Here is a 21,012-nt window from a genome sequence, read left to right on the forward strand (position 1 = left end):
AGCATTCTCAGCAGCTCGGCATTCTCCCGGCAGGCGAGGCACGCTAGTGTTTGGCGACTCAGACGAGGGGAAGCGGAATGGCCATCACGAAACCGGTCGACGAGAACAGTCATGTCTATCTGATCGACGGGTCAGGCTATATCTTCCGCGCCTATCACGCCCTGCCGCCGCTGACCCGGTCAGACGGTACGCCGGTGGGGGCCGTGCAGGGCTTCTGCAACATGTTGTGGAAGCTGCTCGAGGACCTCAAGGGAGAGGACCAGCCCTCGCACCTGGCGGTGATCTTCGACCATTCCGGCAAGTCCTTCCGCAATGACATGTACCCGCAATACAAGGCCCACCGCCCGCCGGCGCCGGAGGACCTGGTGCCGCAATTCTCCATCATCCGCGATGCGACGCGCGCCTTTGGCACGCCCTCGATCGAGAAGGAAGGCTTTGAGGCGGATGACCTGATCGCGACCTATGCCCGCCAGGCCGAGGCCAAGGGCGCGGACGTCACCATCGTCTCCTCGGACAAGGATCTGATGCAGCTGGTCTCGGACAAGATCACCATGTTCGACGCCATGAAAAACAAGCGCATCCAGGCCCCGGAAGTGCACGAGAAGTTCGGCGTCGGTCCGGACAAGGTGATCGATATCCAGTCCCTGGCCGGCGACAGTGTCGACAATGTTCCGGGTGTCCCCGGCATCGGTGTGAAAACCGCGGCCCTGTTGATCAATGAATATGGCGATCTCGATACGCTGCTCGCGCGGGCCGAGGAGATCAAGCAGAAGGGCCGCCGCGAGAAACTGCTCAATCATGCCGATGATGCGCGCATTTCCCGTGACCTGGTGACGCTGAAGGTCGACACGCCCATCGATACGCCGCTGGAAGAGTTCGGCATGTCCGACCCGGATCCGGAAACCCTGGTCGGCTTCCTCAAGGGCATGGAATTCCGCACATTCACGCGCAAGGTCGAGGAAGCGCTGGGTGGACCAGTCGCCGACGAGACCGGTGACGCCACCGCACCGATTGATCGCTCCAAGTATGAGTGCGTGACCACGATGGCCGATCTGGAACGCTGGATCGCGCGCTGTGAAGAGGTGGGCATCGTCGCGGTGGATTGCGAGACGGACGCCCTCTCCGCCACCGCCTCCGGCCTGGTCGGCGTCAGCCTGGCCACAGCGCCAGGCGAGGCCTGTTACATCCCGCTCGCCCATGTCGATCCGCAGGGCTCGGGCGACATGTTCGATACCGGTGCGGCGCCGGAACAGATCGACATGCAGGCCGCCCTCGATGTGCTGCGCCCGATGCTGGAAAATCCGGCGATCCTTAAGGTGGGCCAGAACTTCAAATACGATCTCGCCGTCTTTGGTCGTTATGACATCACGGTCGCGCCTTATGACGACACGATGCTGATCTCCTATGTCATGGCCGCGGGGCTTGAAAAACATGGCATGGACGCGATGGCCGAGCGCCATCTGGGCCATACCTGCCTGTCCTTCAAGGATGTCTGCGGCACCGGCAAATCCCAGATCTCGTTCGACAAGGTCGCCCTCGACAAGGCCACGGAATACGCGGCGGAAGACGCGGATGTGACCCTGCGCCTGTGGGAGATCCTGAAACCGGCCATGGTCGCCAAGAAAAAGGCTACCGTCTACGAAACGCTGGAACGGCCCATGCCGCAGGTGCTGTCCGACATGGAACGCGCCGGCATCAAGGTCGATCCGGACCAGCTGCACCGCCTCTCCTCCGACTTCGCCCAGAAAATGATGGCCGCCGAGGCCACCGCCCACGAAGCGGCAGGCCGCGAATTCAATCTGGGTTCTCCCAAACAGATTGGTGAAATCCTGTTTGGTGAAATGGGCCTGCCCGGGGGCAAAAAGACCAAGACCGGGGCCTGGTCCACCGATGCCGCCGTGCTCGACAGCCTGGCCGCCGAGGGGCATGCCCTGCCGGTCGCTCTGCTGGAATATCGCCAGTTCCAGAAGCTCAAATCCACCTATGCCGACGCGCTGATCTCGCACATCAATCCGCTGACCAAACGGGTGCACGGCTCCTTCTCGCTGGCCTCGACCACGACGGGGCGCCTGTCCTCAACCGATCCGAACCTGCAGAACATCCCGATCCGCACCGAGGAAGGCCGCAAGATCCGCGAGGTCTTCATCGCCGAACCGGGCAATGTCCTGGTCGCAGCCGACTATTCCCAGGTCGAGCTGCGCCTGCTCGCACATATCGCCGGTGTGGATGCCCTGAAAGACGCCTTCCGGAATGGTGTCGACATCCATGCCATGACGGCGTCGGAAGTCTTTGACACGCCCATCGAGGGCATGGACCCGATGGTTCGCCGCAAGGCCAAGGCGATCAATTTCGGTGTCATCTATGGCATTTCCGCCTTCGGCCTGGCCAACCAGATCGATGTCTCGCGTGAGGAAGCCAAGGCCTTCATCGATGCCTATTTCGAGAAATTCCCGGGCATTGCCGACTATATGGAGCGCATGAAAACCGAGGCCAAGGAGACCGGCTTTGTCGAGACGATCTTTGGTCGTCGCGCCCATTTCCCGTCCATCCGCGACAAGAATCCCAACATGCGCATGTTTGCCGAACGCCAGGCCATCAACGCTCCGATCCAGGGTTCGGCCGCAGATGTCATCCGCCGCGCCATGATCCGCATGCCCGACGCCATCAACCGGGCCAATCTGGACGCTCGCATGCTGTTGCAGGTGCATGACGAACTGGTCTTTGAGGTCCCGGAAAACCAGGCCGATGACCTCATCGCCCTGACCAAAAAAGTCATGTCAGAAGCCTGCCGCCCGGCGCTGCAACTCTCCGTCCCGCTGGAGGTCGACGCCAAGGCCGGCGCGACCTGGGGCGAGGCGCACTAGAGCGCCTCGCAGCCAAACTGCCGGCGGTGAGCGTCGGCGTCCTCCACAGACACGCCACCCGAAAGCACCCGCCGCAACAGCACAAGTCCGGTCGATGTCGGGGCCAGCACGCTCTCGTCGTAATCGGCATAACCCGGGTCGGTATGAGTATGGTCCGGCACGGGGCCATGCAGCAGGATCTCGGCCGCCGCGCCACCGAAATCACGATTGTTGAAGGCCGCGAAATTGTCTGTGCGGGCATCAAAGAAGCTGACCGAGACATAGCTCTCGTCTTCCAACGCCGGCAGGTTGATCGCGACCGGGCCGTTGGAAACATCATACATGCAACCGGAATAGATGATGTCCGGGCTGGGCCGGACCACAGTGCGGGCCGTCTCGTCGATGGGCGGGAAATGGCCTGCTTGATTGGCCTCGCCGCCCAGCGTCTCGAACCGCTCCATCGCCTTGCCCATGATAAAGCCCGGCAGGAGGCCCAGCATTGCCTGGAAACCCAGGACGAGGCCGACGAGACCGGCGCCGACCGGGATCAGGATCTGTTTCATGCCCCACCTCCGCACGCCAGGCGCTCCACCACCGGAAGGACAGCGGTCGCTGGATCCTCTACGATGGCCTCTCCCGGATTATAGAGACGCAGTGTGAGGTTGAAGGCCCCCGCATTTTCCGGGCTCATCCAGTGGCCGATGGCCGGACGCTCCGAGACTGACACCACAAAACCGGTTTCTTCCGCGCCAATAGCATCGGCGGAAATCGAATAGGCTCCGGGCCCGCCCACCGGCAGGAAATCATCCTCGGCATACAGCGTCAGGCTCCACCAGCGGGCATCAGGCCGGTCAGTGAAGAGAATTCGATAGTCGCAAGCCTGTTCCAGCGGGCGACCCTCGCTGTCCGCATCGGCCGAGAAGTAGATCGTCTCCGACCGGTTCAGCGCCAGCAGACCGCGGCGCGCGACAACAGCGCGGACGATATCCGGCGCGTCCGGTGACCCGACATGGATATTGGTCCGCCATGGCCCAACACTGACACCGCCAAAATCAGCCGGCCCGAACACCAGGAACACGGCCGCCGCAGCGCCCAGCACCAGACCGCCCAGGCCAGCAAGAAGAGATCGTATAATCATGCGCGGAGTGTAGGCGGGTGGCCAGTTAGAAGGAAGTCCGCTTCCGCCTCTCGGCCCTAACTGCAAGTCAGGGATTCGCGGCGCTGTGGACGCAAACGCGGGAGCGGCGAATGGACACCTGGACTGTCCACAAAGCCAGCGCGCGCCTGATCCCACATCGCATCACGCCGGGAGCAGAAGTGTTCGGCACTCGCGATGCCATGAAAGCTGGCATTTTCACAGACGGAGTGAAGCGTTTCCCAGTCCGTAATGTCGGCAAGCTCTTCACTGTTCAACCAGTCCTGGGTTGGCGCCGCCAATCGGTCAAACGCCTCACAATCGCCGAGCCGGGCATAAAGCCCCATCGTGACGGGCGGCACCGGTGGCCCCCAGTCCAGCTCGGAGGCAGTAAAACTCCACCACCCATTGTCGGCTTGCCATTGTGCGAGAGGTGCCAGAAACATCCCCATCTGCTCCAGATCCGATTGGGCAACCTGCGCACCGTCAGCCATGGCTGCGGCAGCTGCCAACGTAGAGCGGATCTGCCCCGAACCGTATATCCGCTCGGCCGACACCAGCGCCAGCGCTTGGTCCGGATAGCGGTGTTTGAGCAGGGTATGAACGTAGAGCCAGCGAACGGCATAATCTCCACCGCTGCTCCAATAGGCTTCGGAATGCCACTCCGGAAACCGCTCGGCCACATAGGGCTCACCCTCATAGGCATCAAATCCGAGCGTTGCTTGCCATTCAACGATGCGCCCCCGGTTCGACGCCATCATCGCCTCTGCAGCGGACAATTCGGCTAACGCTATCTCCGAGCCATGCAGGATAAGCCGAGCTTCAAAGGCGAGCCTCAAGTCATCCGCAAGCCGATCCTCAAAGACGATGAGAATCTGATCCGCGAGCGCTTCCGCCGCGGCAAATTCCTGTAGTGCGCGTTCGTATTCCCCTAGTACCATAGACGCCCGGGCGGACATGCTGTGCAGGTTTCATTCAATCAATGGGTCGGAGGCTCCGATAATCTGGAGCATTTCCCAGATCCGCCGGTGACGCCGCGCGCGCTCCTCCGCGCCGGGGCTTTCATAAGCCCCCACACCCAGTCCGCCCTCGCGCTGCCCATACCATTGAAGGACATGCCAGACCGCCGCATTCCGGGGCAGCCAGCGCGCGTCCCCAAATCCCAACGGCCGCGCAAAAGCGTCCATCAATCCGATGGTCAGCAGAAGGAGAACAAGAAATCGACGCATGCCAGCACCCCCAGTCAGGGCGATGCTGACACGTGCTATCCGGGGCCGCTAGCGGGACGGCGGGTTCGGCTGTCCACCATCCGGTCGTACCTACCTAGCCCTCCGAGCTGATGATCAGCTGGCTGTTGGCGCGATCGAAGATGATGCGGCGGTCTTCGAACATGGGCAGGCCCATGAACATCGCCGGGGTGTCGCCATGACCGAGCATTCGGAAGACCGCGCTGTCCATATAGGTAACATGAACATCGTCGAGCCTCAGATTTCCCATGCCCAGATCGATATCGCTGATAATCGGCGCGCGAACTTGTTCACCCGAAAAACCACGCAGGCGGCGGGTCTCGTCGAACTCATCGTCCTCGCTATAGCCAAGCGCCTCGAAGCTCGGGGCATTGATCACATGGTGAGCGGCGCCCAGATCTAGAATGGCGTGCGCTTCAACCCCGCTGATACTCACCGGAAAGGTCGCAAATCCGACTTCGTTGAGCTCGTAGTCAGCGCGGCTCCAGCCCGTCGTAACGGCCGAGAAATCCGCGTCTGCGTCGTAGAGGACAAAGCGGTTGTCGGCGAAATCGAACTCTACGCCATAGGCGTTGAGCAGGTCCGCACCGAGCAGGCCATAGGTCCGGAAACGCGCCAGGCCACGGGAAAGACCGGCCGGCCCCTCAACGACACGCACATCGCTGACACTGGCCTCGTCGACGCGCAATTCCTCGAGATTGTAGAAATAGCTCTCCTGCGGACCAGAAGCGCCCTGCACCGTCACACTGTCCGACGGCTCAAGGTCCAGCTCTTCGATCAGGCTGTCGAACACAACACTGGTCTGCGCGCCGGTGTCCACGACAAAGGCGTAAGGCCCCTGCCCATTGACCTCGACATCGATAATGATGTGGCCGCTGCGACCGAACCGGATGTCTTCTTCAGCCAGAACCAGCGGCTCGCTCGCCAGAACGGACGTGGCGCTCAACACCGCCGCAATGCCCAACCCAAACATTCTAAACCTCCATAATGGTCACGACATCTATCGCATGCACGGGCGGCCAGTGCATCTGAAGGTGCAGTCATGTCGAGGTCAGGCTGGGTTAATCCAACAGACAGAAAACCCGGCCACCATCAGGCAGCCGGGTCTCGAAAATCCTGTCATGCAAGGCGGGTCTAGGCGTCCACCTCGGCATCGAGGGCGTTTTCGGTGATGAAGTCGCGGCGCGGCTCCACCACATCGCCCATCAGTTTCGAGAACAGCTCGTCGGCGGTGTCGGCGTGGGTCACGGAGACCTGCAGCAGGGAACGCGCATCTGCGTCCAGCGTGGTCTCCCGCAGCTGATCCGGGTTCATCTCGCCCAGACCCTTATAGCGCTGGATCTTCATACCCTTGGCACCGGCGGTGACCACGGCATCGATCAGCTGGGTCGGGCTGGTGATGTCCACCGAGCCGGATTTCGGCTGATAAAGCGCGCGGCCTTCATAGTCAGAGGCGATGGCAATCCCGCGCTCGCTGAGACGGCGGGCATCCGGCGTCTCTCGCAGGTGGGCGCCCAGCACGACTGTCTCGGTCACGCCGCGCACATCGCGCGAGAAAACCAGGGCATGCTCGTCATTGAGATGACCGGACCAGTTGTCCTCGCCCTCGTCCGCATAGCGGTTGAGGCGAACAACCGTATCCTCGACAGACGCCGCGCTCGGCTCATCAACCAGGGCGCCAGCCAGAGCCGCCGCTTCCAGCGCAAATGCCGGAGCACGGGCCTTCAGACGCTCGGTCGACAGCTTGACCAGGCGCGCCGCTTCCACGCGTTCAGCCAGGTCTGCCCCCATAATGACTTCGCCATTTGCCAGGGTCAGACGTGCATCATTGACGCCTTCCTCGACCAGATAGGCATCCATTTCCGGCTGGTCCTTCACATAACGCTCGGACCGTCCCTTCATCACCTTGTAGAGCGGTGGCTGGGCAATATAGAGATGCCCGCGCTCGATCAGCTCCGGCATCTGCCGGTAGAAGAAGGTCAGCAGGAGTGTACGGATGTGGGCGCCGTCGACATCGGCATCGGTCATGATGATGACCTTGTGATAGCGCAGCTTGTCGTAATCGATCTGGTCGCGACCGATACCCGTGCCCAGTGCCGTGATCAGCGTGCCGACCTGTTCCGAGGACAGCATCTTGTCGAAGCGCGCGCGCTCGACATTGAGGATCTTGCCTCGCAGCGGCAGCACGGCCTGGTTCTCGCGATGACGGCCCTGCTTTGCAGAACCACCAGCTGAGTCACCCTCCACGATGAAGAGTTCGGACTTGGCCGGATCCTTCTCCTGGCAGTCTGCCAGCTTGCCCGGCAGCGAGGTGATATCCAGCGCCGACTTGCGGCGGGTCAGTTCACGCGCCTTGCGCGCAGCCTCACGGGCGGCAGCTGCCTCGATGATCTTGCCGACGATCTGCTTGGCTTCGTTCGGGTGCTCTTCGAACCATTCCGACAGCGCCTCGCCGACAATGCCTTCCACGGCGGGACGCACTTCGGAGGAGACCAGCTTGTCCTTGGTCTGGGACGAGAACTTCGGATCCGGAACCTTGGCCGAAAGCACACAGGTCAGGCCTTCACGCGCATCATCGCCGGAGATCGCCACCTTCGCCTTGGCCGCCAGACCCGAGGAGTTGGCGTAGGAGTTGATAATCCGCGTCAGCGCGGCACGGAAACCGGCGAGGTGCGTACCCCCATCACGCTGCGGGATGTTGTTGGTGAAGCAGAGAACATTCTCGTGATAGCTGTCATTCCACTCCAGCGCGGCTTCGACAGTCACACCCTCGCGCTCGCCCTGGATCAGGACCGGCGGCGTGAAAATCGGTGTCTTGTTGCGGTCGAGATGGCTGACAAAAGCGGCCACGCCGCCCTCATAGACCATGGTCTCCTCGAACGGCTCGGCTTCGCGCTCATCCTTCAGCACGATGGTCACGCCGGAGTTCAGGAAGGCCAGCTCGCGCAGGCGATGCTGCAGCGTCTCGCGGGAGAACTCGATCATCGAGAACGTGTCCGAGGACGGGAAAAAGCGCACTTCCGTGCCCTTTTCACCTTCGGCATCACCGATCACCTTGAGGTCTTCCTCGGCCTCACCGCGGCGGAAACGCATGTAATGCTTCTGGCCGTTGCGCCAGATGGTCAGGTCCATCCAGTCGGACAGGGCATTCACCACCGAGACGCCCACACCGTGCAGACCACCGGAAACCTTGTAGGAGTTCTGGTCGAACTTACCGCCGGCGTGAAGCTGGGTCATGATGACCTGGGCCGCGGAAACGCCCTCTTCCGGGTGGATATCGGTCGGGATGCCACGGCCATCATCGCGCACGCTGGCAGAGCCATCCGCGTGCAGCGTTACCGTCACGGCCGTACAATGACCGGCCAGGGCCTCGTCGATCGCGTTGTCGACAACCTCGTAGACCATGTGGTGGAGGCCGGATCCGTCATCGGTGTCACCGATATACATGCCCGGACGTTTGCGAACGGCGTCGAGGCCCTTGAGGACCTTGATGCTGTCTGCGCCATATTCGTGATTCGCCTGTTCAGTCATAGGGTTTTGTACCCTGTTCGCTTGAGTCCGGCTAGTCGCGCGCACACGCACGCGCGTACGCGCGCGAGTCGTGCTTCTCAACCGACCTGCCGTGGAATTTTCGTTTGCCTTGTGCGCTCGCTTCGCCTATCCCCCGCCGCGATGATAAAACTGAATGTGTTGATGGGGGCGACCGTCGCTCTCACACTCGTCACGACCGCACCGGTCCTGGCGAGCCGCTCCGAACCCGGTTCGGATGATTGCCAGAACAGCGCTGCCCTGACGGCTGACGAAGCCCGGGTCTGCGCCAATTTCCACAACATGGTCGAAGATGCCCGCCGCCTCGATGCCGATGCGGTGCTGAAGCATTTCTGGGCTGACGGCTTCTCGGCTGCGCTGGCCGGAGAGCTGCTCCGGGACTTCCCGGGCTGGGCCGATGGATATCGCGCCTTGCTTGCCACCACCGAAAGCCTGGATCGGGTCGACTTCCCGCAGGTTGTCGTTCGCACCATCGCGGAGGATACCATCCTCCTGCTCAACACCTATGACCAGCGCGTGGTCCTGCAATCGGGAGACGTGCTGGAGCCAACCGGCTATGGCACCCAGGTCTGGGTTCGACGCCAGAGCGAGTGGCGCATTGTCCACATTGCAGGAGAATAGGCGCTAGCGCGTCAGCAAGAGCAGGGCGATCCCGGCCAGAACACAGCCTGTGGCGATGTCGGCAATCCTGCGGATCTCCGGACGCTGGATCCAGTGCCGGGCCCGATGCGAGCCGCCGATATAGATCAGGCCTGCAGGGATCGCCATCACCGCCATGGTGATCAACATCAACACATAATCCACCGGCCCGATCGCATCGATCGCGAAAAAGGCCGGTACAAAACCCAGATAGAAGGCAATCGGCTTGGGATTGGACAGCGGCATCGCCACTCCGGCGACATAAGCCGCCACAAGTCCGCGTTTCGAGCCGGCCGGGAAATCCAGCGCCTTGCGTTCACCCGTCCAGGCCGTGCGAAAGGCCCTGTAGGCCAGCCATCCGATATAACCGCCGCCAATCAGTTTCGCAGCGAGCATGAAATTCGCGAGGGACTCTGGTGGTGCGGCACCCGTAAGACCATCCGAAACGACGGCGAGACCGCTGACCGCAAGCGTCAGCCAGAACATGTCACCGGTCAGGATGCCACCCCAGTAAACGGATGCATTGACCGGGCCGGCATCCAGCGTGCGGGAAACCGTGACAGCAATGCCCGGTCCCGGCGTCACAAAAAGCAGCAACAGAGCTCCTGCGAACAGGGCGAGGGATTGCGCCGTCATTTCGCATCTTCCGTGACCAGGTAGCCATATGCAAAGTCCGCGATGGCACGGACAAAGTCCTCATTCGACACCGTCATCATCGCAGCGACACCATGGGCGCCATATAGGCCCCGCTCAGCCAGCGCTGTGTTGAAGTGATAGGCCATCATCTGGCCCGCCTCTTCCGGATCACGTCGCACCTCATTGGGGAAGGCGTGTACCAATGCCTCATAACCCTTGGCCCCGGCTTCCAGCAGATCATCCCATTCATCGCCGATCAGATCCGGTCGCAGCCGGGAATAAAGATGGGCCGCTGCGATGATGTGTTTCTGCTCCTGCATGAAGGTCCAGGACTTCTCGGCAATCTGGCGCAGCACAGCGCGCAGGCCGCCACTGGGGTCCACCTCGATACCGCCGGCCTCGCCATGCAGTTCATCCAGCCGCGAGCGATAGATCTCGAACAGGACCGGGATGAAGGCGTCCTTGTTTTCAAAGCGTCGATAGACCGTGCCTACAGCCAGTCCCGCCTCCTTGGCGATTTCGGCCACAGTGATGTTTTCAAACGTCTTTTTGCGCAGACAACGCTCCAGCGACGCCACCAGCTTGTCACGGGTGGCACGCGATCGCGATTGCAGGGCCGGGCGGGCGCCTTGACTCACTTCATTCTCCATCCTATATGTGAACGCGAATTCGCATTCACATACTAGTTTCGCATTTCAATCCCGCCGCAGCAAGGCGCGAACTGGAAAGGTAATCACATGAACACGGTTTTCACCTGGATTTCGCAGGAACCCGCCCTGGCAGCCGGCCTCGCTGCCATCGCCATCCTCTTCATCAACAATTATCTCTCCGAGGGACGCGAGAAGGCCCGCATCCAGAGCGGTGTCGAGGGCGCCCGCCTGCAGGTCTACAACAAGGTGATCGTGCATCTCTGGCTGCTGACCGCGGTGACAGCAGGCGTTTGGCTGATGTCCGGTCGCGATGCCGGCTCGCTGGGCCTGGGCCTGGACGTGGATGGATGGCGCAGCTGGCTGGCCTGGGGCCTGACCGCCGCGGGTGCGATGTATTTCATCTGGACGGTCATGACGATGGCGTTTTCGGCCAAATCTCGCGACAGTATCCGCAAACAGATCGGCGATGCTGGCGATCTCGACCTCATCCGCCCGGAAAACGAGGCAGAATACCGTCGTTTTCACTGGGTTGCCCTGACGGCCGGCATTACCGAGGAAATCATCTTCCGCGGCTTCCTGATCGGCGTTTTCGCCCTGTGGATGCCGGTCCCGGCGGCTGCAGCGCTGGCCGTTGTGATCTTCATCCTTGGCCACGCCTATCAGGGCGTAGCCGGCATGTTGCGGATCGTGCCGATCTCGATAGGCTTGACCCTGGTCTTCCTGCTGAGCGGATCGCTGTGGCCCGGCATCATCCTGCATGCGCTGGCCGATCTTGTCGGCGGCGCTGTGTTCCAGATCCTCAACGCCAATGAGGAAGAGGACCAGGCTGCCGCAGCGACGGCCTGATCAAGCAGCACTCACCAGGCCCGGTGCGATCTCGAAATACTGGGCCTGGTCTGCAAAGGGTTCAAACAGAACCCGCTCCACACCGGTCAGCCAGGCCTGGCTGCCGGTGGCCAGGATTTCGCGGCTCAACCCCTCCCGACGCGCCGCATCAAGGTGCGCGCAGGCCTCATCGAACAGCAGGAGCGGCACCAGCCCGGCCTGACGCGAAAGGACCCTAGCCTGGGCGAGCGTCAGGGTCAGGATCAGCGCCTTCTGCTCGCCCGTCGAGCAATCGCCTGCCGGCTGGTCCTTCTCCCGGTGGGCCGCCAGGAGCTCGGTCCGGTGGGGACCCGCGGTCAAAGTTCGCCCGGCCGCCGCATCACGGCTACGACCATTGCGCAGGGCTTCGGCAAACCGGTCCTCGACTTCCCCGATCTTCATCCCGTCGGCCAGATCACTCTCAACCGCGCCATCCAGTGAAAGATTCGCCTTTGGGAAAACACCTTCGGGGCGCACATCAATCTCGGCCTGAAGACGGATCAAGGCATCAAGACGTGCCGCCGCCATGGCGACACCATGACCAGCCATCTCCATTTCCAGCGCCTTCAGCCAACTGTCATCGGGCCGACCATCATCGAGCAGTTTCTGGCGTCTGGTGCGCAGTTTATCATAGGCATTTGCCGCCTCGCCAAGCGCGGGGTCGGCAGCATAGACAAGCCGGTCGAAGAATTTCAGACGATCTGCCCGCGGCCCCGCAAACAACCTGTCCTGGGCCGGTGTGAGCCAGATCATCGGCATCATGCGTGCCAGTTCGTTGATCGTCGCAGGTTGACCTTCCAGTCGACATTCCCGTCGCGCACCTTCACGTGCACCAACCCCGAGACGGAAAATATCTCCACGGCTCTCCAGCTCGGCATAGACACCCCAGACTGCAGCCGGCTGGCCGGCCTCCTTGCGGGCGACCTGGTCGGCCCCGGCAGAGCGCAGCCCCTTGCCTGGTGCAAAAAAGGAAATGGCTTCCAGCAGATTGGTTTTGCCCGATCCGTTGGAGCCGTAAAGCGCCAGCGGGCGCTGGTCCAGCTCCAGGTCGAGCGAACCATAGGAGCGATAATCCGTCAGCCGCAAACGACGAACCGCCGCAGGCGGAACCTGCGGCGGCTGGTAAGTCATGTCGGATAGATTCGCCGTCACACGCGCAGCGGCATCAGCACGTAAAGCGCATCCGCATCGCCGCTATCGGTCACCAGGGCCGGAGAAGCACTGTCGGCGAAGTGGAAAAGCGCTTCATCGCCCTCGATCTGGGATGCCACGTCCAGCATGTAGCGGGCATTGAAACCGATGGCGAAACCCTCATCCTTGTAGGATACAGCGAGTTCTTCCTCGGCCTGGCCGCTCTCCGGATTGTTCACCGCCAGCGTCAGGCTGTCAGCACCAAGCGAGAGTTTCACGGAACGGGATTTCTCGACAGAGATCGTCGCGACACGATCCACCGCCTCGGCAAAACGCTTGTTCTCGACCGACATGGTGCGGGTGTTACCGCGCGGGATCACACGCTCATAATCCGGGAAGGCACCATCAATCAGCTTGGATGTCAGCGTGGCATTGCCCAGCTTGAAGCGGATCTTGCCTTCGGAAACCGAAACCTCCACTTCGTCATCTGCATCCTCGAGCAGGCGACGAACTTCCTGGACCGTCTTGCGCGGCACGATAACGCCCGGCATGCCGTCAGCGCCTTCCGGCAGGTCAATCTCGGACAGAGCCAGGCGAACACCATCGGTCGCGACAGCGCGCAGGGTCTTGCGACCATCCGTGTCAGCGGCGTGCAGATGGATACCGTTGAGATAATAACGCGTCTCTTCGGTAGAGATCGCGAAACGGGTCTTGTCGATCAGGCGAACCAGATCGGAACCGGATACGGTGAAACGATGCTCCAGCGCCTCGGATGGCATCACCGGGAAATCACCCGGCGGCAGCGAAGGCAGGGAGAAGTTCGAGCGACCAGCCTTCAGCGAGATGCGCGGATCCGATCCACTCATCTCCAGCGTCACGTCAGCGCCGTCCGGCAGTTTGCGAGCAATGTCATAGAGCGTATGCGCCGGCGCCGTGAACAGGCCTTCGCCATCACTCGTCGCTTCAGTCACTTCAAGGATTTCAATGTCGAGATCGGTCGCGGCGAAACTCACGCCATCCGGACCCGCAGAAATCAGAACGTTGGACAGGATCGGGATCGTATTTCGCTTTTCGACCACGGCCTGCACGTGACCCAGTGCTTTAAGGAGCGCGCCTCGCTCGATTGTCAGCTTCATGTCTCGTTCCGCTATCAGCGTCAGTAAGGCAGTGTCGCGAAAACAAATCAGCGACACCGAATAAGGTGGGGTGGAAGAGGATACATGAAAAAGCGCAACCGCAAGAACTTTATCCAGCGGTTACGCAAAATTTTCGTGTCAGATACCGCGCAGGGAACGCGTCAGCGTATCGACATCCTGGGCGATCGGGTCGCCGGACTCGAGCATGGAAGTCACCTTGTTGACCGCATGGATGACCGTGGAGTGGTCGCGACCGCCAAAACGGCGACCGATATCCGGCAGCGAACGCGTGGTCATCGTCTTGGACAGATACATGGCCACATGGCGCGGACGCACAACGGACTGGGTCCGGCGTTTCGAACAGATATCGGCGGCCGTCACCCCGAAATGTGTCGCCACAGCCTTCTGGATCTCGTCGACCGTCAGGCGTTTCTCGGACGTCAGCGACAAGTCGCGCAGCGCACTGGTCACAGCATCCATTGTGACCGGCAGCCCCAGCAGGGCCGTGCGACAGATGACATTATTGAGCACGCCTTCCAGCTCACGGGCGCTGGACGTGATGCGCGCCGCCAGGAAATCACGAACAGCCTCAGAAACATCCAGTGCCGGATAGTGACACTTTGCCTGGGCGATCTTGCAGTCCAGGATCTGGCGACGCAGGTCCAGGTCCGGCTTGGCGAGCGGACAGGACAGGCCGCCGATCAGCAGCGAACGCAGGCGACTATCGCTCATCGGCAAATCCGATGGCGGCCGGTGCGACGCCAGCACGACCTGTTTGTTCTCGGCGATCAGCGCGGCGATCGTGTGCAGGAACTCATCCTCGGTCTTCGGCTTACCGGCGATGAAGTGGACATCATCAATCAGGAGACAATCGACACTGCGGATCGTCTCCTTGAACTTGATGGTGTCACGCTCCTTCATAGCGGTGACAAAACCGGAGAGGAATTCCTCGGCCGTCAGATAGAGCGCCTTGCGGCCGGGCATGTTCTGCTGAACAGCGGAACAGACGGCGTGCATGAGGTGCGTCTTTCCAACACCATAATCGCCATAGAAGAAGACCGGATTGAAGGGCGGACTGGAGGCCGAGACCATGGTGCGCGCTGCAGCAGCCGCGACTTCATTGGCCGGACCCACGCGGAAACTGTCGAAGGTGAAACGAGGTTCGACCTGATCGGCGACCGCCGCTCTCTTTTCGACCGATTTCCTGCTCGACTCCGCGACCACCGGTTGAGCCTCGGCCTGACCGTCGGCCAGGATCTGGATCTCGGTAAAGTCGGAATCCATTTCGGCCCAAAGTCCGCGAATTCTGGCACCCGCATGATCCTCGACCCAGTCGCGATTGAACGTGCTCGGAGCGAGAACAATAACGGCACCGGATTGCGAGCGACGGACGCGCAGACGCGCAATCTCTTGAGAATAAAGAGCGTCCCCAAACTCGTCTCTCAGGGTCGCTCGAATTTTACGCCAAACAGTCGAAATTGCGTCCGCTTCCAGGGTCTCGAATACAACCGGATTTGCTTCTGCAACAGCAATATTATTCAACGCCATCTTTGGTCACACTTCTCGAGTATCCTGCATCGAGGCAGGCGTCAGGTGTTTGTTTTTTATGGCTTAATTCCCCCCTACCCAGCTGCTGCTATTCGCGCGCTGGCACCGGATAATCCTCCGCCTGGGAATGGTCGCCCTCAGAAGTCGCAAGGTTACGCTTTGGGAGTTGTCGGTCAACTTCATTTCGCTCCTGATTCAGGAGATTCTTCGCTTGACACGGGAAATCCGTGACCGGACTGAAGCTTGACCCGTGTGGCAGATTTGTAACTCAGCGAAGAGTGCATTTTTACTGCCTGAATCGCCCCCGAATCCCGTCTGCGCGGAGTCATTTTCTGCCAGATCAAGACCTCCGTACTCAGACAAATATTTTTATTTCTGACGCACCTCGTCACATCGCTAATTTAATATGATCGGATTTCGCACGCACAAAAAAAATACGCCCGGGACGCGAGTCCCGGGCGTATTGGAATTTGTGACCTCAGAAGAGGCTTAGGCAGTCATCGACTTCACACGAGCTGCGAGGCGCGAAACCTTGCGGGACCCAGTGTTCTTGTGAAAGACGCCTTTGCCAACGGCACGCATCATTTCAGACTCAGCAGAGACCAGAGCGGTCTTGGCTGCGGCCTGATCGCCAGAAGCAATCGCCAGCTCCACCTTTTTAACGAAGGTACGAACGCGGGAGCGACGTGCCTTGTTGACGGCGGTGCGGCGCGCAATTTTGCGAACCATCTTCTTGGCCGAGGATGTGTTGGCCATGGATAAACCTCATAAAACGGCTGAGCCCGTCTGGCCCAGCAAAATCCGTGAGCGGCGGCGTATAGGCCCTAGAGCTGCTGCCGTCAACCGTTTGAACCGCTGTTTTACCTAGCGGTGTTTGAAATGTGCAGCTCGCTTCTCCGCGAATGCTGCCATGCCCTCACTCTGATCCTCCAGCGCAAACTGTGACTGGAAGACACGACGCTCGAAACGAATGCCCTCTGTGAGGCCCATTTCGTAGGATTGATTGATCGTTTCCTTAGTCATCATGGCAATCGGCAGGGACTTGGACGCGATCGTCTCTGCAGCTTCCATGGCAACATCGAGCATGTCGTCGGCAGGGACTACGCGGGAAACCAGGCCCGCGCGTTCAGCTTCCTCAGCATCCATCATGCGGCCGGTCAGGCACATATCCATGGCCTTGGCCTTGCCAACGGCGCGCGGCAGGCGCTGCGTACCACCGGCACCCGGCATGACACCGAGATTGATTTCCGGCTGACCAAACTTGGCCGTTTCCGATGCGATGATGAAATCGCACATCATGGCGATCTCGCAGCCACCACCCAGTGCATAGCCCGAAACAGCTGCAATGATCGGCTTGCGGAAGCGTGCGACGGATTCCCAGGTCTCGGCGAACGGGTCGTGCGCGTAGAGGCCGGCGAAGTCACGGGACTGCAGCTCCTTGATGTCGGCGCCAGCGGCAAAGGCCTTCTTGGAACCGGTCAGGATCACGCAACCGATCTCGGCATCGCGCTCGAACTCACCAAGGGCAGCGGTCAGCTCGGTGGTCAGCTCGTCGCACAGCGCGTTGAGAGCCTCCGGGCGATCGAGCGTGATAACGCCGACGCGGCCTTCGGTTTTAACTTGGATCGTCTTGTATGCCATTGAGGCACTCCATTTGACGGCGCGCCCCGGGGCGCAGAGAAAACCGCGCCGCTATAGCGCAGTGAACTAGCGGGGTCGATACACAATGCCCCGAAAGAGTCAGCTTTAATATTCCCGCCAGTGAACGCTAACGTTGGCATCGCCCGCAATAGAAGGTGGATCGACCGGATTGCACGATCCGGCGGATCTCGCCTTCGCAGCCCTCTGTCACGCAGGCTTCTCCCTCGCGGCCATAGGCCCGGAAACTGTGCTGGAAATAGCCTAGCGCCCCGTCAGCAGACGCAAAGTCCCGAAGTGTTGAACCGCCGGCATTGATCGCGTCGATAATGACCTGGCGGATCGCTGCTGTCAGACGTTCCGCACGCTCACCCCTGATCGTTCGGGCCTCGCGCCGCGGGCTGATACGGGAGCGGTGCAGGGCCTCGCACACATATATATTGCCGAGGCCCGCAATGATGGCCTGGTCGAGCAGGGCTGCCTTGATCGGTGTCCGCCGGCCTTCCAGGGCAGACATGAGGTAGGGCGCCGAGAAATCATTGGCATTGGGCTCGGGTCCGAGATCCTTGAGGAAGCTCACCTCATTCTCCCGCGCTGTCTCGAACAAAACCATGAAACCAAACCGCCTCGGGTCATTGTAACGGACCGTCACGCCACCCTCGATCTGGAAGACGCAATGATCATGTGCCGGATTGGCGGGCGCTGCATGCACGAAATCGCCGGGCTGCTCGTGCACTTCATCGGCCTCGATGGAGAAACGACCGGTCATGCCCAGATGCACCAGCAATGTCTGAGCATTGTCGAACCGCACCAGCAGGTATTTCGCGCGCCGGTCCAGCCTTTCGATGCGCGCGTCGGAAAGGGCTTCTGCCATGTTCTCGGGAAAGGGAAAGCGCAGATCAGCACGGTTCAGCGTCACCTGCTGCACGCGGCGACCGGACATGGCGGGCTCGAGACCGCGGCGGACCGTTTCAACTTCAGGAAGCTCGGGCATGGACGTTCCTCATGACACTGCGTGCGGCGATTGGTGACAGCTGACTTGCTGGCGCTTGGGGCACTCTTGTCCTATTTATCGCGCCATGACCCAGACGCAATCCGACGACAAAGTCTCCTTCGGTTTCAAGGATGTTGCCCGCGAGGACAAGGCTGGCCTTGTCCGCGGTGTCTTCGACAAGTCCGCACGCCGTTATGACCTGATGAATGACCTGATGTCCGTCGGTGTGCACCGCGCCTGGAAAGACATGGTCATGACGCGCGCCAATCCCCAGCCGGGCGAGACCCATCTCGATGTGGCGGGCGGCACCGGCGATCTGGCCCGCAGCTTCCTGACCAAGGCCGACCGCGTCGGTAAGCGCCGCGGCGCCGGGGCCCCGGCCAAGGCGATCGTTCTGGATATCAATGAGCAGATGCTGCGCGCCGGCGTGAAACGCGGCCTCTCGACCGAACATGACGGTCGCATCGACTGGGTGACCGGCAATGCTGAATGCCTGCCGCTGCCGGACCGGCATGTGGACTGCGTGACCATTTCCACCGGCATCCGCAATGTGACCAACCGCGATGCGGCCCTGAAGGAAATGCGGCGCGTGTTGAAACCCGGTGGCCGCTTCCTTTGCCTGGAATTCACACGCCCCACCAGCCGGGCCTGGGAAAAGGTCTATGACGCTTGGTCTTTCAATGTGATGCCTGAACTGGGCGCCCTCGTCGCCAAGGATCGCGAGAGCTATCAATATCTGGTGGAATCCATCCGGCGCTTTCCGGACCAGGAGACCTTCAAGGCTGAAATCGAGGCGGCCGGCTTCCGCGAAGTTAGCTACACCAATTTCTCCGGCGGCATAGCCGCTCTGCACGTCGGTTGGCACTAGATCCGTGCGGATCAGGGTCCCGCGACTTCACGCCACTCTCGCCAACAGCAATCCAGAGCTCTAAACCTCGCGCCATGATTTCGTCTCTATTGTCATTCCTGCGCCTGATCCGCGCTGTTTTCGTGCTGGCGCGCCATGACGCGGTCCTGCCGCAGGAATACCAGTCCATGCACCCGCCACTGGCCCGCGTGCTGGGCCGGGTATCGCGCCTCTTCGCCATTCGCGATCGCGCGGACAATCCGGGGGAACGCCTGGCGCGCGCGCTGGAGAAGCTGGGCCCCTCCTATGTGAAGTTCGGCCAGGTCCTCGCCACGCGTGGCGATCTGATCGGCGAACGTTTCGCCCGCGGGCTGGCGCGTCTTCAGGACAAGATGCCCGCCTTTGACGAGGACGAGGCCCGGGCCGTGATCAACCGCGAACTGGGCGCGCCTGTCGACGAGATTTTCGAAGACTTCGGCCCGGCTGTGGCCGCGGCCTCTATCGCCCAGGTCCACAAGGCCAGGCTGGCCGATGGTCGCTGGGTTGCGGTGAAGATCGTACGCCCCGGCATTGCCGACCGGATCGCCAAGGACATCCGCACCCTGTCACTGGGGGCTGCGCTGGCCGAGCGGTTCGCCCCCGCCAGCAAGCGTCTGGAGCCAAAGCTCTTTGTCGAGACGGTTGCGCGCTCCCTGCAGCTGGAAACCGATTTGCGGCTGGAAGCCGCAGCCGGGTCGGAATTGTCAGAGGCCGCAAGTGCTGTCGCGCACTATCGCATCCCGTCTGTTGAATGGCCGCTGTCGACCAAAAGCGTGCTGACGACCCAGTGGATCGACGGCGTCGCGCTGAGCAATGGGGACGCCCTCCGCGACAGCGGGATTGATCGCAAGGCCCTCGCCACCACGCTGACGCGGGCCTTCCTGGGAACGGCGCTGCATCGCGGCGTATTCCACGCGGACATGCATGCCGGCAATCTCTTTGCCAGCGAGGACGGCACGCTGTGGGCTGTCGATTTCGGCATTATGGGCCGGATCGGCCGCGCCGAACGGCGTTTCCTGGCGCTGATCCTGCATGGATTCCTGACCCGGAATTACAAGGCGGCGGCCGAGGCACATTTCGCGGCGGGTTATGTTCCCGCCAATCATTCGGTGGACGACTTCGCCAGCGCCCTGCGCGCCGTGGGCGAACCGATCTTCGGCAAGAATGCCGACGAAGTGCCAATGTCGCGCGTGCTGTTGCAGCTGTTCGAGATCACCGACCTGTTCGACATGCGCCTGCGCCCCGAACTGGTGATGCTGCAAAAGACCATGGTCCAGTGCGAGGGCGTCGCCCGCTCGCTGGATCCACAGCACGACATGTGGGGCGCCTCAGCTCCCGTGGTCGAGGAATGGATGAAACGCGAGCTGGGACCGGAAGGCCGTGCCCGCGATTTCGCCGAAGATGTCAGCCGCCTCTATGGTGCCGCCCGCAAACTACCAGACGCCATCGAGGATTGGGCCGAGGTGGGGCGCAAGCTGAAAGCCGGTGAGCTGAAACTGGGCGGCGGGCCGCGCTTGCGTCCCTGGTTCCTGCGCCTGGCCTGGCTGGCTGGCGCGGCGGCAGCCGGAGCTGCCGCCATGGCCATGCTCGGCTAGACCGCGTGTAGCGCCAGCACAAAACGCACCCACATCGCCGCCAGGATCAGGAAACCGATCCGGTGCGTCAGGAAACGCAGGGCCATGTTGTTGATGCTCACATGCACTGCCGTGTGGGCGAAACGCGTGCCAACAAAGACCCAGGCGAGGGTAACCTGCAGGCTGTCGATCGTATCCGGCGTGACGGCCTGGAACAGGACCAGCGCATAAAACAGGATCGGCAGCTCGAACAGGTTGGCGAGATTGCGCCCCCAATTGCCCAGCCAGTCCGGCGGCGGCGTTCCGGCCTTGGTCAGCGAATATTCCTCGCTCAACTGGCCTTTCGACTTCGCGATAACGCCAAAAATCGTCAGCATCAGATAAACAAAAAGTGTCAGCAGAGCGAGCGCCGACGCGGCCAGGATCATGTGTATCATAAAGCCCTCCCCAGGCATTGAAGCGCCAAGGCTAGCCCGTTTCGCCTGCTTGTCGAGACGTTCAGGGCTTGGGATTGGCGCAGCGAACCGCTAGGTAGAGACAGA

Annotated in this window: 20 protein-coding genes; 5 read left to right on the forward strand and 15 right to left on the reverse strand. The window is 61.3% G+C overall.

The window, feature by feature from the left end; all coding sequences use genetic code 11:
• Window positions 1-77: 77 nt before the first annotated feature.
• A complete protein-coding gene (gene polA / locus SIC17_RS07525) occupies window positions 78-2,864 on the forward strand; it encodes a DNA polymerase I (protein ID WP_412546855.1) in 2,787 nt (928 codons plus the stop codon).
• On the opposite strand, the gene SIC17_RS07530 is transcribed toward polA, so the two are convergent.
• The 6 genes from SIC17_RS07530 to gyrB all read right to left on the reverse strand — a co-directional run bounded on the left by SIC17_RS07530 (window position 2,861) and on the right by gyrB (window position 8,756).
• Window positions 2,861-3,406, reverse strand: coding sequence for a DUF1254 domain-containing protein (locus SIC17_RS07530; protein WP_412546856.1), 546 nt, complete (start codon window positions 3,404-3,406; stop codon window positions 2,861-2,863). The genes polA and SIC17_RS07530 overlap by 4 nt on opposite strands.
• The gene (locus SIC17_RS07535) at window positions 3,403-3,981 is read right to left on the reverse strand and encodes a DUF1214 domain-containing protein (RefSeq protein ID WP_291890814.1); all 579 of its coding nucleotides are present in this window, start codon (window positions 3,979-3,981) and stop codon (window positions 3,403-3,405) included. The genes SIC17_RS07530 and SIC17_RS07535 overlap by 4 nt, the downstream gene beginning before the upstream one ends.
• A gap of 56 nt (window positions 3,982-4,037) precedes the next feature.
• Window positions 4,038-4,919 carry a hypothetical protein gene (locus tag SIC17_RS07540; RefSeq protein ID WP_412546857.1) on the reverse strand — a complete coding sequence of 294 codons (882 nt, stop codon included), beginning with the start codon at window positions 4,917-4,919 and terminating at the stop codon, window positions 4,038-4,040.
• Between the two features lie 30 nt (window positions 4,920-4,949).
• Window positions 4,950-5,207: a hypothetical protein gene (locus tag SIC17_RS07545; protein WP_412546858.1), complete on the reverse strand. Its 258-nt coding sequence runs from the start codon at window positions 5,205-5,207 to the stop codon at window positions 4,950-4,952.
• 94 nt (window positions 5,208-5,301) lie between these two features.
• Complete coding sequence (locus SIC17_RS07550; protein ID WP_412546859.1) at window positions 5,302-6,198, reverse strand: aspartyl protease family protein; 897 nt, start codon at window positions 6,196-6,198, stop codon at window positions 5,302-5,304.
• A gap of 161 nt (window positions 6,199-6,359) precedes the next feature.
• Entirely contained in the window at window positions 6,360-8,756 is a 2,397-nt protein-coding gene (gene gyrB, locus SIC17_RS07555) for a DNA topoisomerase (ATP-hydrolyzing) subunit B (RefSeq protein ID WP_412546860.1), read from the reverse strand.
• Between the two features lie 162 nt (window positions 8,757-8,918).
• On the opposite strand from gyrB, the gene SIC17_RS07560 reads away from it, so the two are divergent.
• On the forward strand, window positions 8,919-9,395 hold the full coding sequence (locus SIC17_RS07560) for a YybH family protein (protein WP_412546861.1): 477 nt from the start codon (window positions 8,919-8,921) through the stop codon (window positions 9,393-9,395).
• A gap of 3 nt (window positions 9,396-9,398) precedes the next feature.
• On the opposite strand, the gene SIC17_RS07565 is transcribed toward SIC17_RS07560, so the two are convergent.
• Together SIC17_RS07565 and SIC17_RS07570 are read right to left on the reverse strand one after the other, a co-directional pair.
• Window positions 9,399-10,049, reverse strand: coding sequence for a LysE family translocator (locus tag SIC17_RS07565; RefSeq protein ID WP_291890819.1), 651 nt, complete (start codon window positions 10,047-10,049; stop codon window positions 9,399-9,401).
• Window positions 10,046-10,687, reverse strand: coding sequence for a TetR/AcrR family transcriptional regulator (locus SIC17_RS07570; RefSeq protein WP_412546862.1), 642 nt, complete (start codon window positions 10,685-10,687; stop codon window positions 10,046-10,048). Before SIC17_RS07570 ends, SIC17_RS07565 begins: the two co-directional genes overlap by 4 nt.
• A 99-nt stretch (window positions 10,688-10,786) precedes the next feature.
• Between SIC17_RS07570 and SIC17_RS07575 the strand changes: the two genes are divergently transcribed.
• Entirely contained in the window at window positions 10,787-11,545 is a 759-nt protein-coding gene (locus tag SIC17_RS07575) for a CPBP family intramembrane glutamic endopeptidase (protein WP_412546863.1), read from the forward strand.
• Here the strand turns inward: SIC17_RS07575 and recF are convergent, their stop codons facing one another.
• The 6 genes from recF to mutM all read right to left on the reverse strand — a co-directional run bounded on the left by recF (window position 11,546) and on the right by mutM (window position 18,010).
• Window positions 11,546-12,694 carry a DNA replication/repair protein RecF gene (recF, locus tag SIC17_RS07580; RefSeq protein ID WP_412546864.1) on the reverse strand — a complete coding sequence of 383 codons (1,149 nt, stop codon included), beginning with the start codon at window positions 12,692-12,694 and terminating at the stop codon, window positions 11,546-11,548.
• A gap of 17 nt (window positions 12,695-12,711) precedes the next feature.
• Window positions 12,712-13,830, reverse strand: coding sequence for a DNA polymerase III subunit beta (gene dnaN / locus SIC17_RS07585; RefSeq protein WP_291890823.1), 1,119 nt, complete (start codon window positions 13,828-13,830; stop codon window positions 12,712-12,714).
• 138 nt (window positions 13,831-13,968) lie between these two features.
• A complete protein-coding gene (gene dnaA, locus SIC17_RS07590) occupies window positions 13,969-15,378 on the reverse strand; it encodes a chromosomal replication initiator protein DnaA (protein WP_291890824.1) in 1,410 nt (469 codons plus the stop codon).
• A 489-nt stretch (window positions 15,379-15,867) separates the two neighbouring features.
• Window positions 15,868-16,134 (reverse strand): 30S ribosomal protein S20, encoded by a 267-nt coding sequence (rpsT, locus tag SIC17_RS07595; protein ID WP_291890825.1) that lies wholly within the window; start codon window positions 16,132-16,134, stop codon window positions 15,868-15,870.
• 108 nt (window positions 16,135-16,242) lie between these two features.
• Entirely contained in the window at window positions 16,243-17,019 is a 777-nt protein-coding gene (locus tag SIC17_RS07600) for an enoyl-CoA hydratase (RefSeq protein WP_291890826.1), read from the reverse strand.
• 127 nt (window positions 17,020-17,146) lie between these two features.
• Window positions 17,147-18,010: a bifunctional DNA-formamidopyrimidine glycosylase/DNA-(apurinic or apyrimidinic site) lyase gene (gene mutM / locus SIC17_RS07605; protein WP_412546865.1), complete on the reverse strand. Its 864-nt coding sequence runs from the start codon at window positions 18,008-18,010 to the stop codon at window positions 17,147-17,149.
• 85 nt (window positions 18,011-18,095) lie between these two features.
• Between mutM and SIC17_RS07610 the strand changes: the two genes are divergently transcribed.
• Together SIC17_RS07610 and ubiB are read left to right on the forward strand one after the other, a co-directional pair.
• A complete protein-coding gene (locus SIC17_RS07610; protein WP_412546866.1) occupies window positions 18,096-18,878 on the forward strand; it encodes a class I SAM-dependent methyltransferase in 783 nt (260 codons plus the stop codon).
• Between the two features lie 74 nt (window positions 18,879-18,952).
• Complete coding sequence (ubiB, locus tag SIC17_RS07615) at window positions 18,953-20,491, forward strand: 2-polyprenylphenol 6-hydroxylase (protein WP_412546867.1); 1,539 nt, start codon at window positions 18,953-18,955, stop codon at window positions 20,489-20,491.
• On the opposite strand, the gene SIC17_RS07620 is transcribed toward ubiB, so the two are convergent.
• Window positions 20,488-20,907, reverse strand: coding sequence for an MAPEG family protein (locus SIC17_RS07620; RefSeq protein WP_412546868.1), 420 nt, complete (start codon window positions 20,905-20,907; stop codon window positions 20,488-20,490). The genes ubiB and SIC17_RS07620 overlap by 4 nt on opposite strands.
• Window positions 20,908-21,012: the final 105 nt, after the last annotated feature.

The sequence above is a fragment of the Maricaulis sp. MIT060901 genome (assembly GCF_047123815.1).
GTDB lineage: Bacteria > Pseudomonadota > Alphaproteobacteria > Caulobacterales > Maricaulaceae > Maricaulis.

Coding starts and splice junctions, on each gene's coding strand:
- polA (WP_412546855.1), top strand. CDS start 78: ATGGCCATCACGAAACCGGTCGACGAGAACAGTCATGTCTATCTGATC.
- SIC17_RS07530 (WP_412546856.1), bottom strand. CDS start 3,406: ATGAAACAGATCCTGATCCCGGTCGGCGCCGGTCTCGTCGGCCTCGTC.
- SIC17_RS07535 (WP_291890814.1), bottom strand. CDS start 3,981: ATGATTATACGATCTCTTCTTGCTGGCCTGGGCGGTCTGGTGCTGGGC.
- SIC17_RS07540 (WP_412546857.1), bottom strand. CDS start 4,919: ATGGTACTAGGGGAATACGAACGCGCACTACAGGAATTTGCCGCGGCG.
- SIC17_RS07545 (WP_412546858.1), bottom strand. CDS start 5,207: ATGCGTCGATTTCTTGTTCTCCTTCTGCTGACCATCGGATTGATGGAC.
- SIC17_RS07550 (WP_412546859.1), bottom strand. CDS start 6,198: ATGTTTGGGTTGGGCATTGCGGCGGTGTTGAGCGCCACGTCCGTTCTG.
- gyrB (WP_412546860.1), bottom strand. CDS start 8,756: ATGACTGAACAGGCGAATCACGAATATGGCGCAGACAGCATCAAGGTC.
- SIC17_RS07560 (WP_412546861.1), top strand. CDS start 8,919: ATGGGGGCGACCGTCGCTCTCACACTCGTCACGACCGCACCGGTCCTG.
- SIC17_RS07565 (WP_291890819.1), bottom strand. CDS start 10,049: ATGACGGCGCAATCCCTCGCCCTGTTCGCAGGAGCTCTGTTGCTGCTT.
- SIC17_RS07575 (WP_412546863.1), top strand. CDS start 10,787: ATGAACACGGTTTTCACCTGGATTTCGCAGGAACCCGCCCTGGCAGCC.
- recF (WP_412546864.1), bottom strand. CDS start 12,694: ATGACTTACCAGCCGCCGCAGGTTCCGCCTGCGGCGGTTCGTCGTTTG.
- dnaN (WP_291890823.1), bottom strand. CDS start 13,830: ATGAAGCTGACAATCGAGCGAGGCGCGCTCCTTAAAGCACTGGGTCAC.
- dnaA (WP_291890824.1), bottom strand. CDS start 15,378: ATGGCGTTGAATAATATTGCTGTTGCAGAAGCAAATCCGGTTGTATTC.
- rpsT (WP_291890825.1), bottom strand. CDS start 16,134: ATGGCCAACACATCCTCGGCCAAGAAGATGGTTCGCAAAATTGCGCGC.
- SIC17_RS07600 (WP_291890826.1), bottom strand. CDS start 17,019: ATGGCATACAAGACGATCCAAGTTAAAACCGAAGGCCGCGTCGGCGTT.
- mutM (WP_412546865.1), bottom strand. CDS start 18,010: ATGCCCGAGCTTCCTGAAGTTGAAACGGTCCGCCGCGGTCTCGAGCCC.
- SIC17_RS07610 (WP_412546866.1), top strand. CDS start 18,096: ATGACCCAGACGCAATCCGACGACAAAGTCTCCTTCGGTTTCAAGGAT.
- ubiB (WP_412546867.1), top strand. CDS start 18,953: ATGATTTCGTCTCTATTGTCATTCCTGCGCCTGATCCGCGCTGTTTTC.
- SIC17_RS07620 (WP_412546868.1), bottom strand. CDS start 20,907: ATGATACACATGATCCTGGCCGCGTCGGCGCTCGCTCTGCTGACACTT.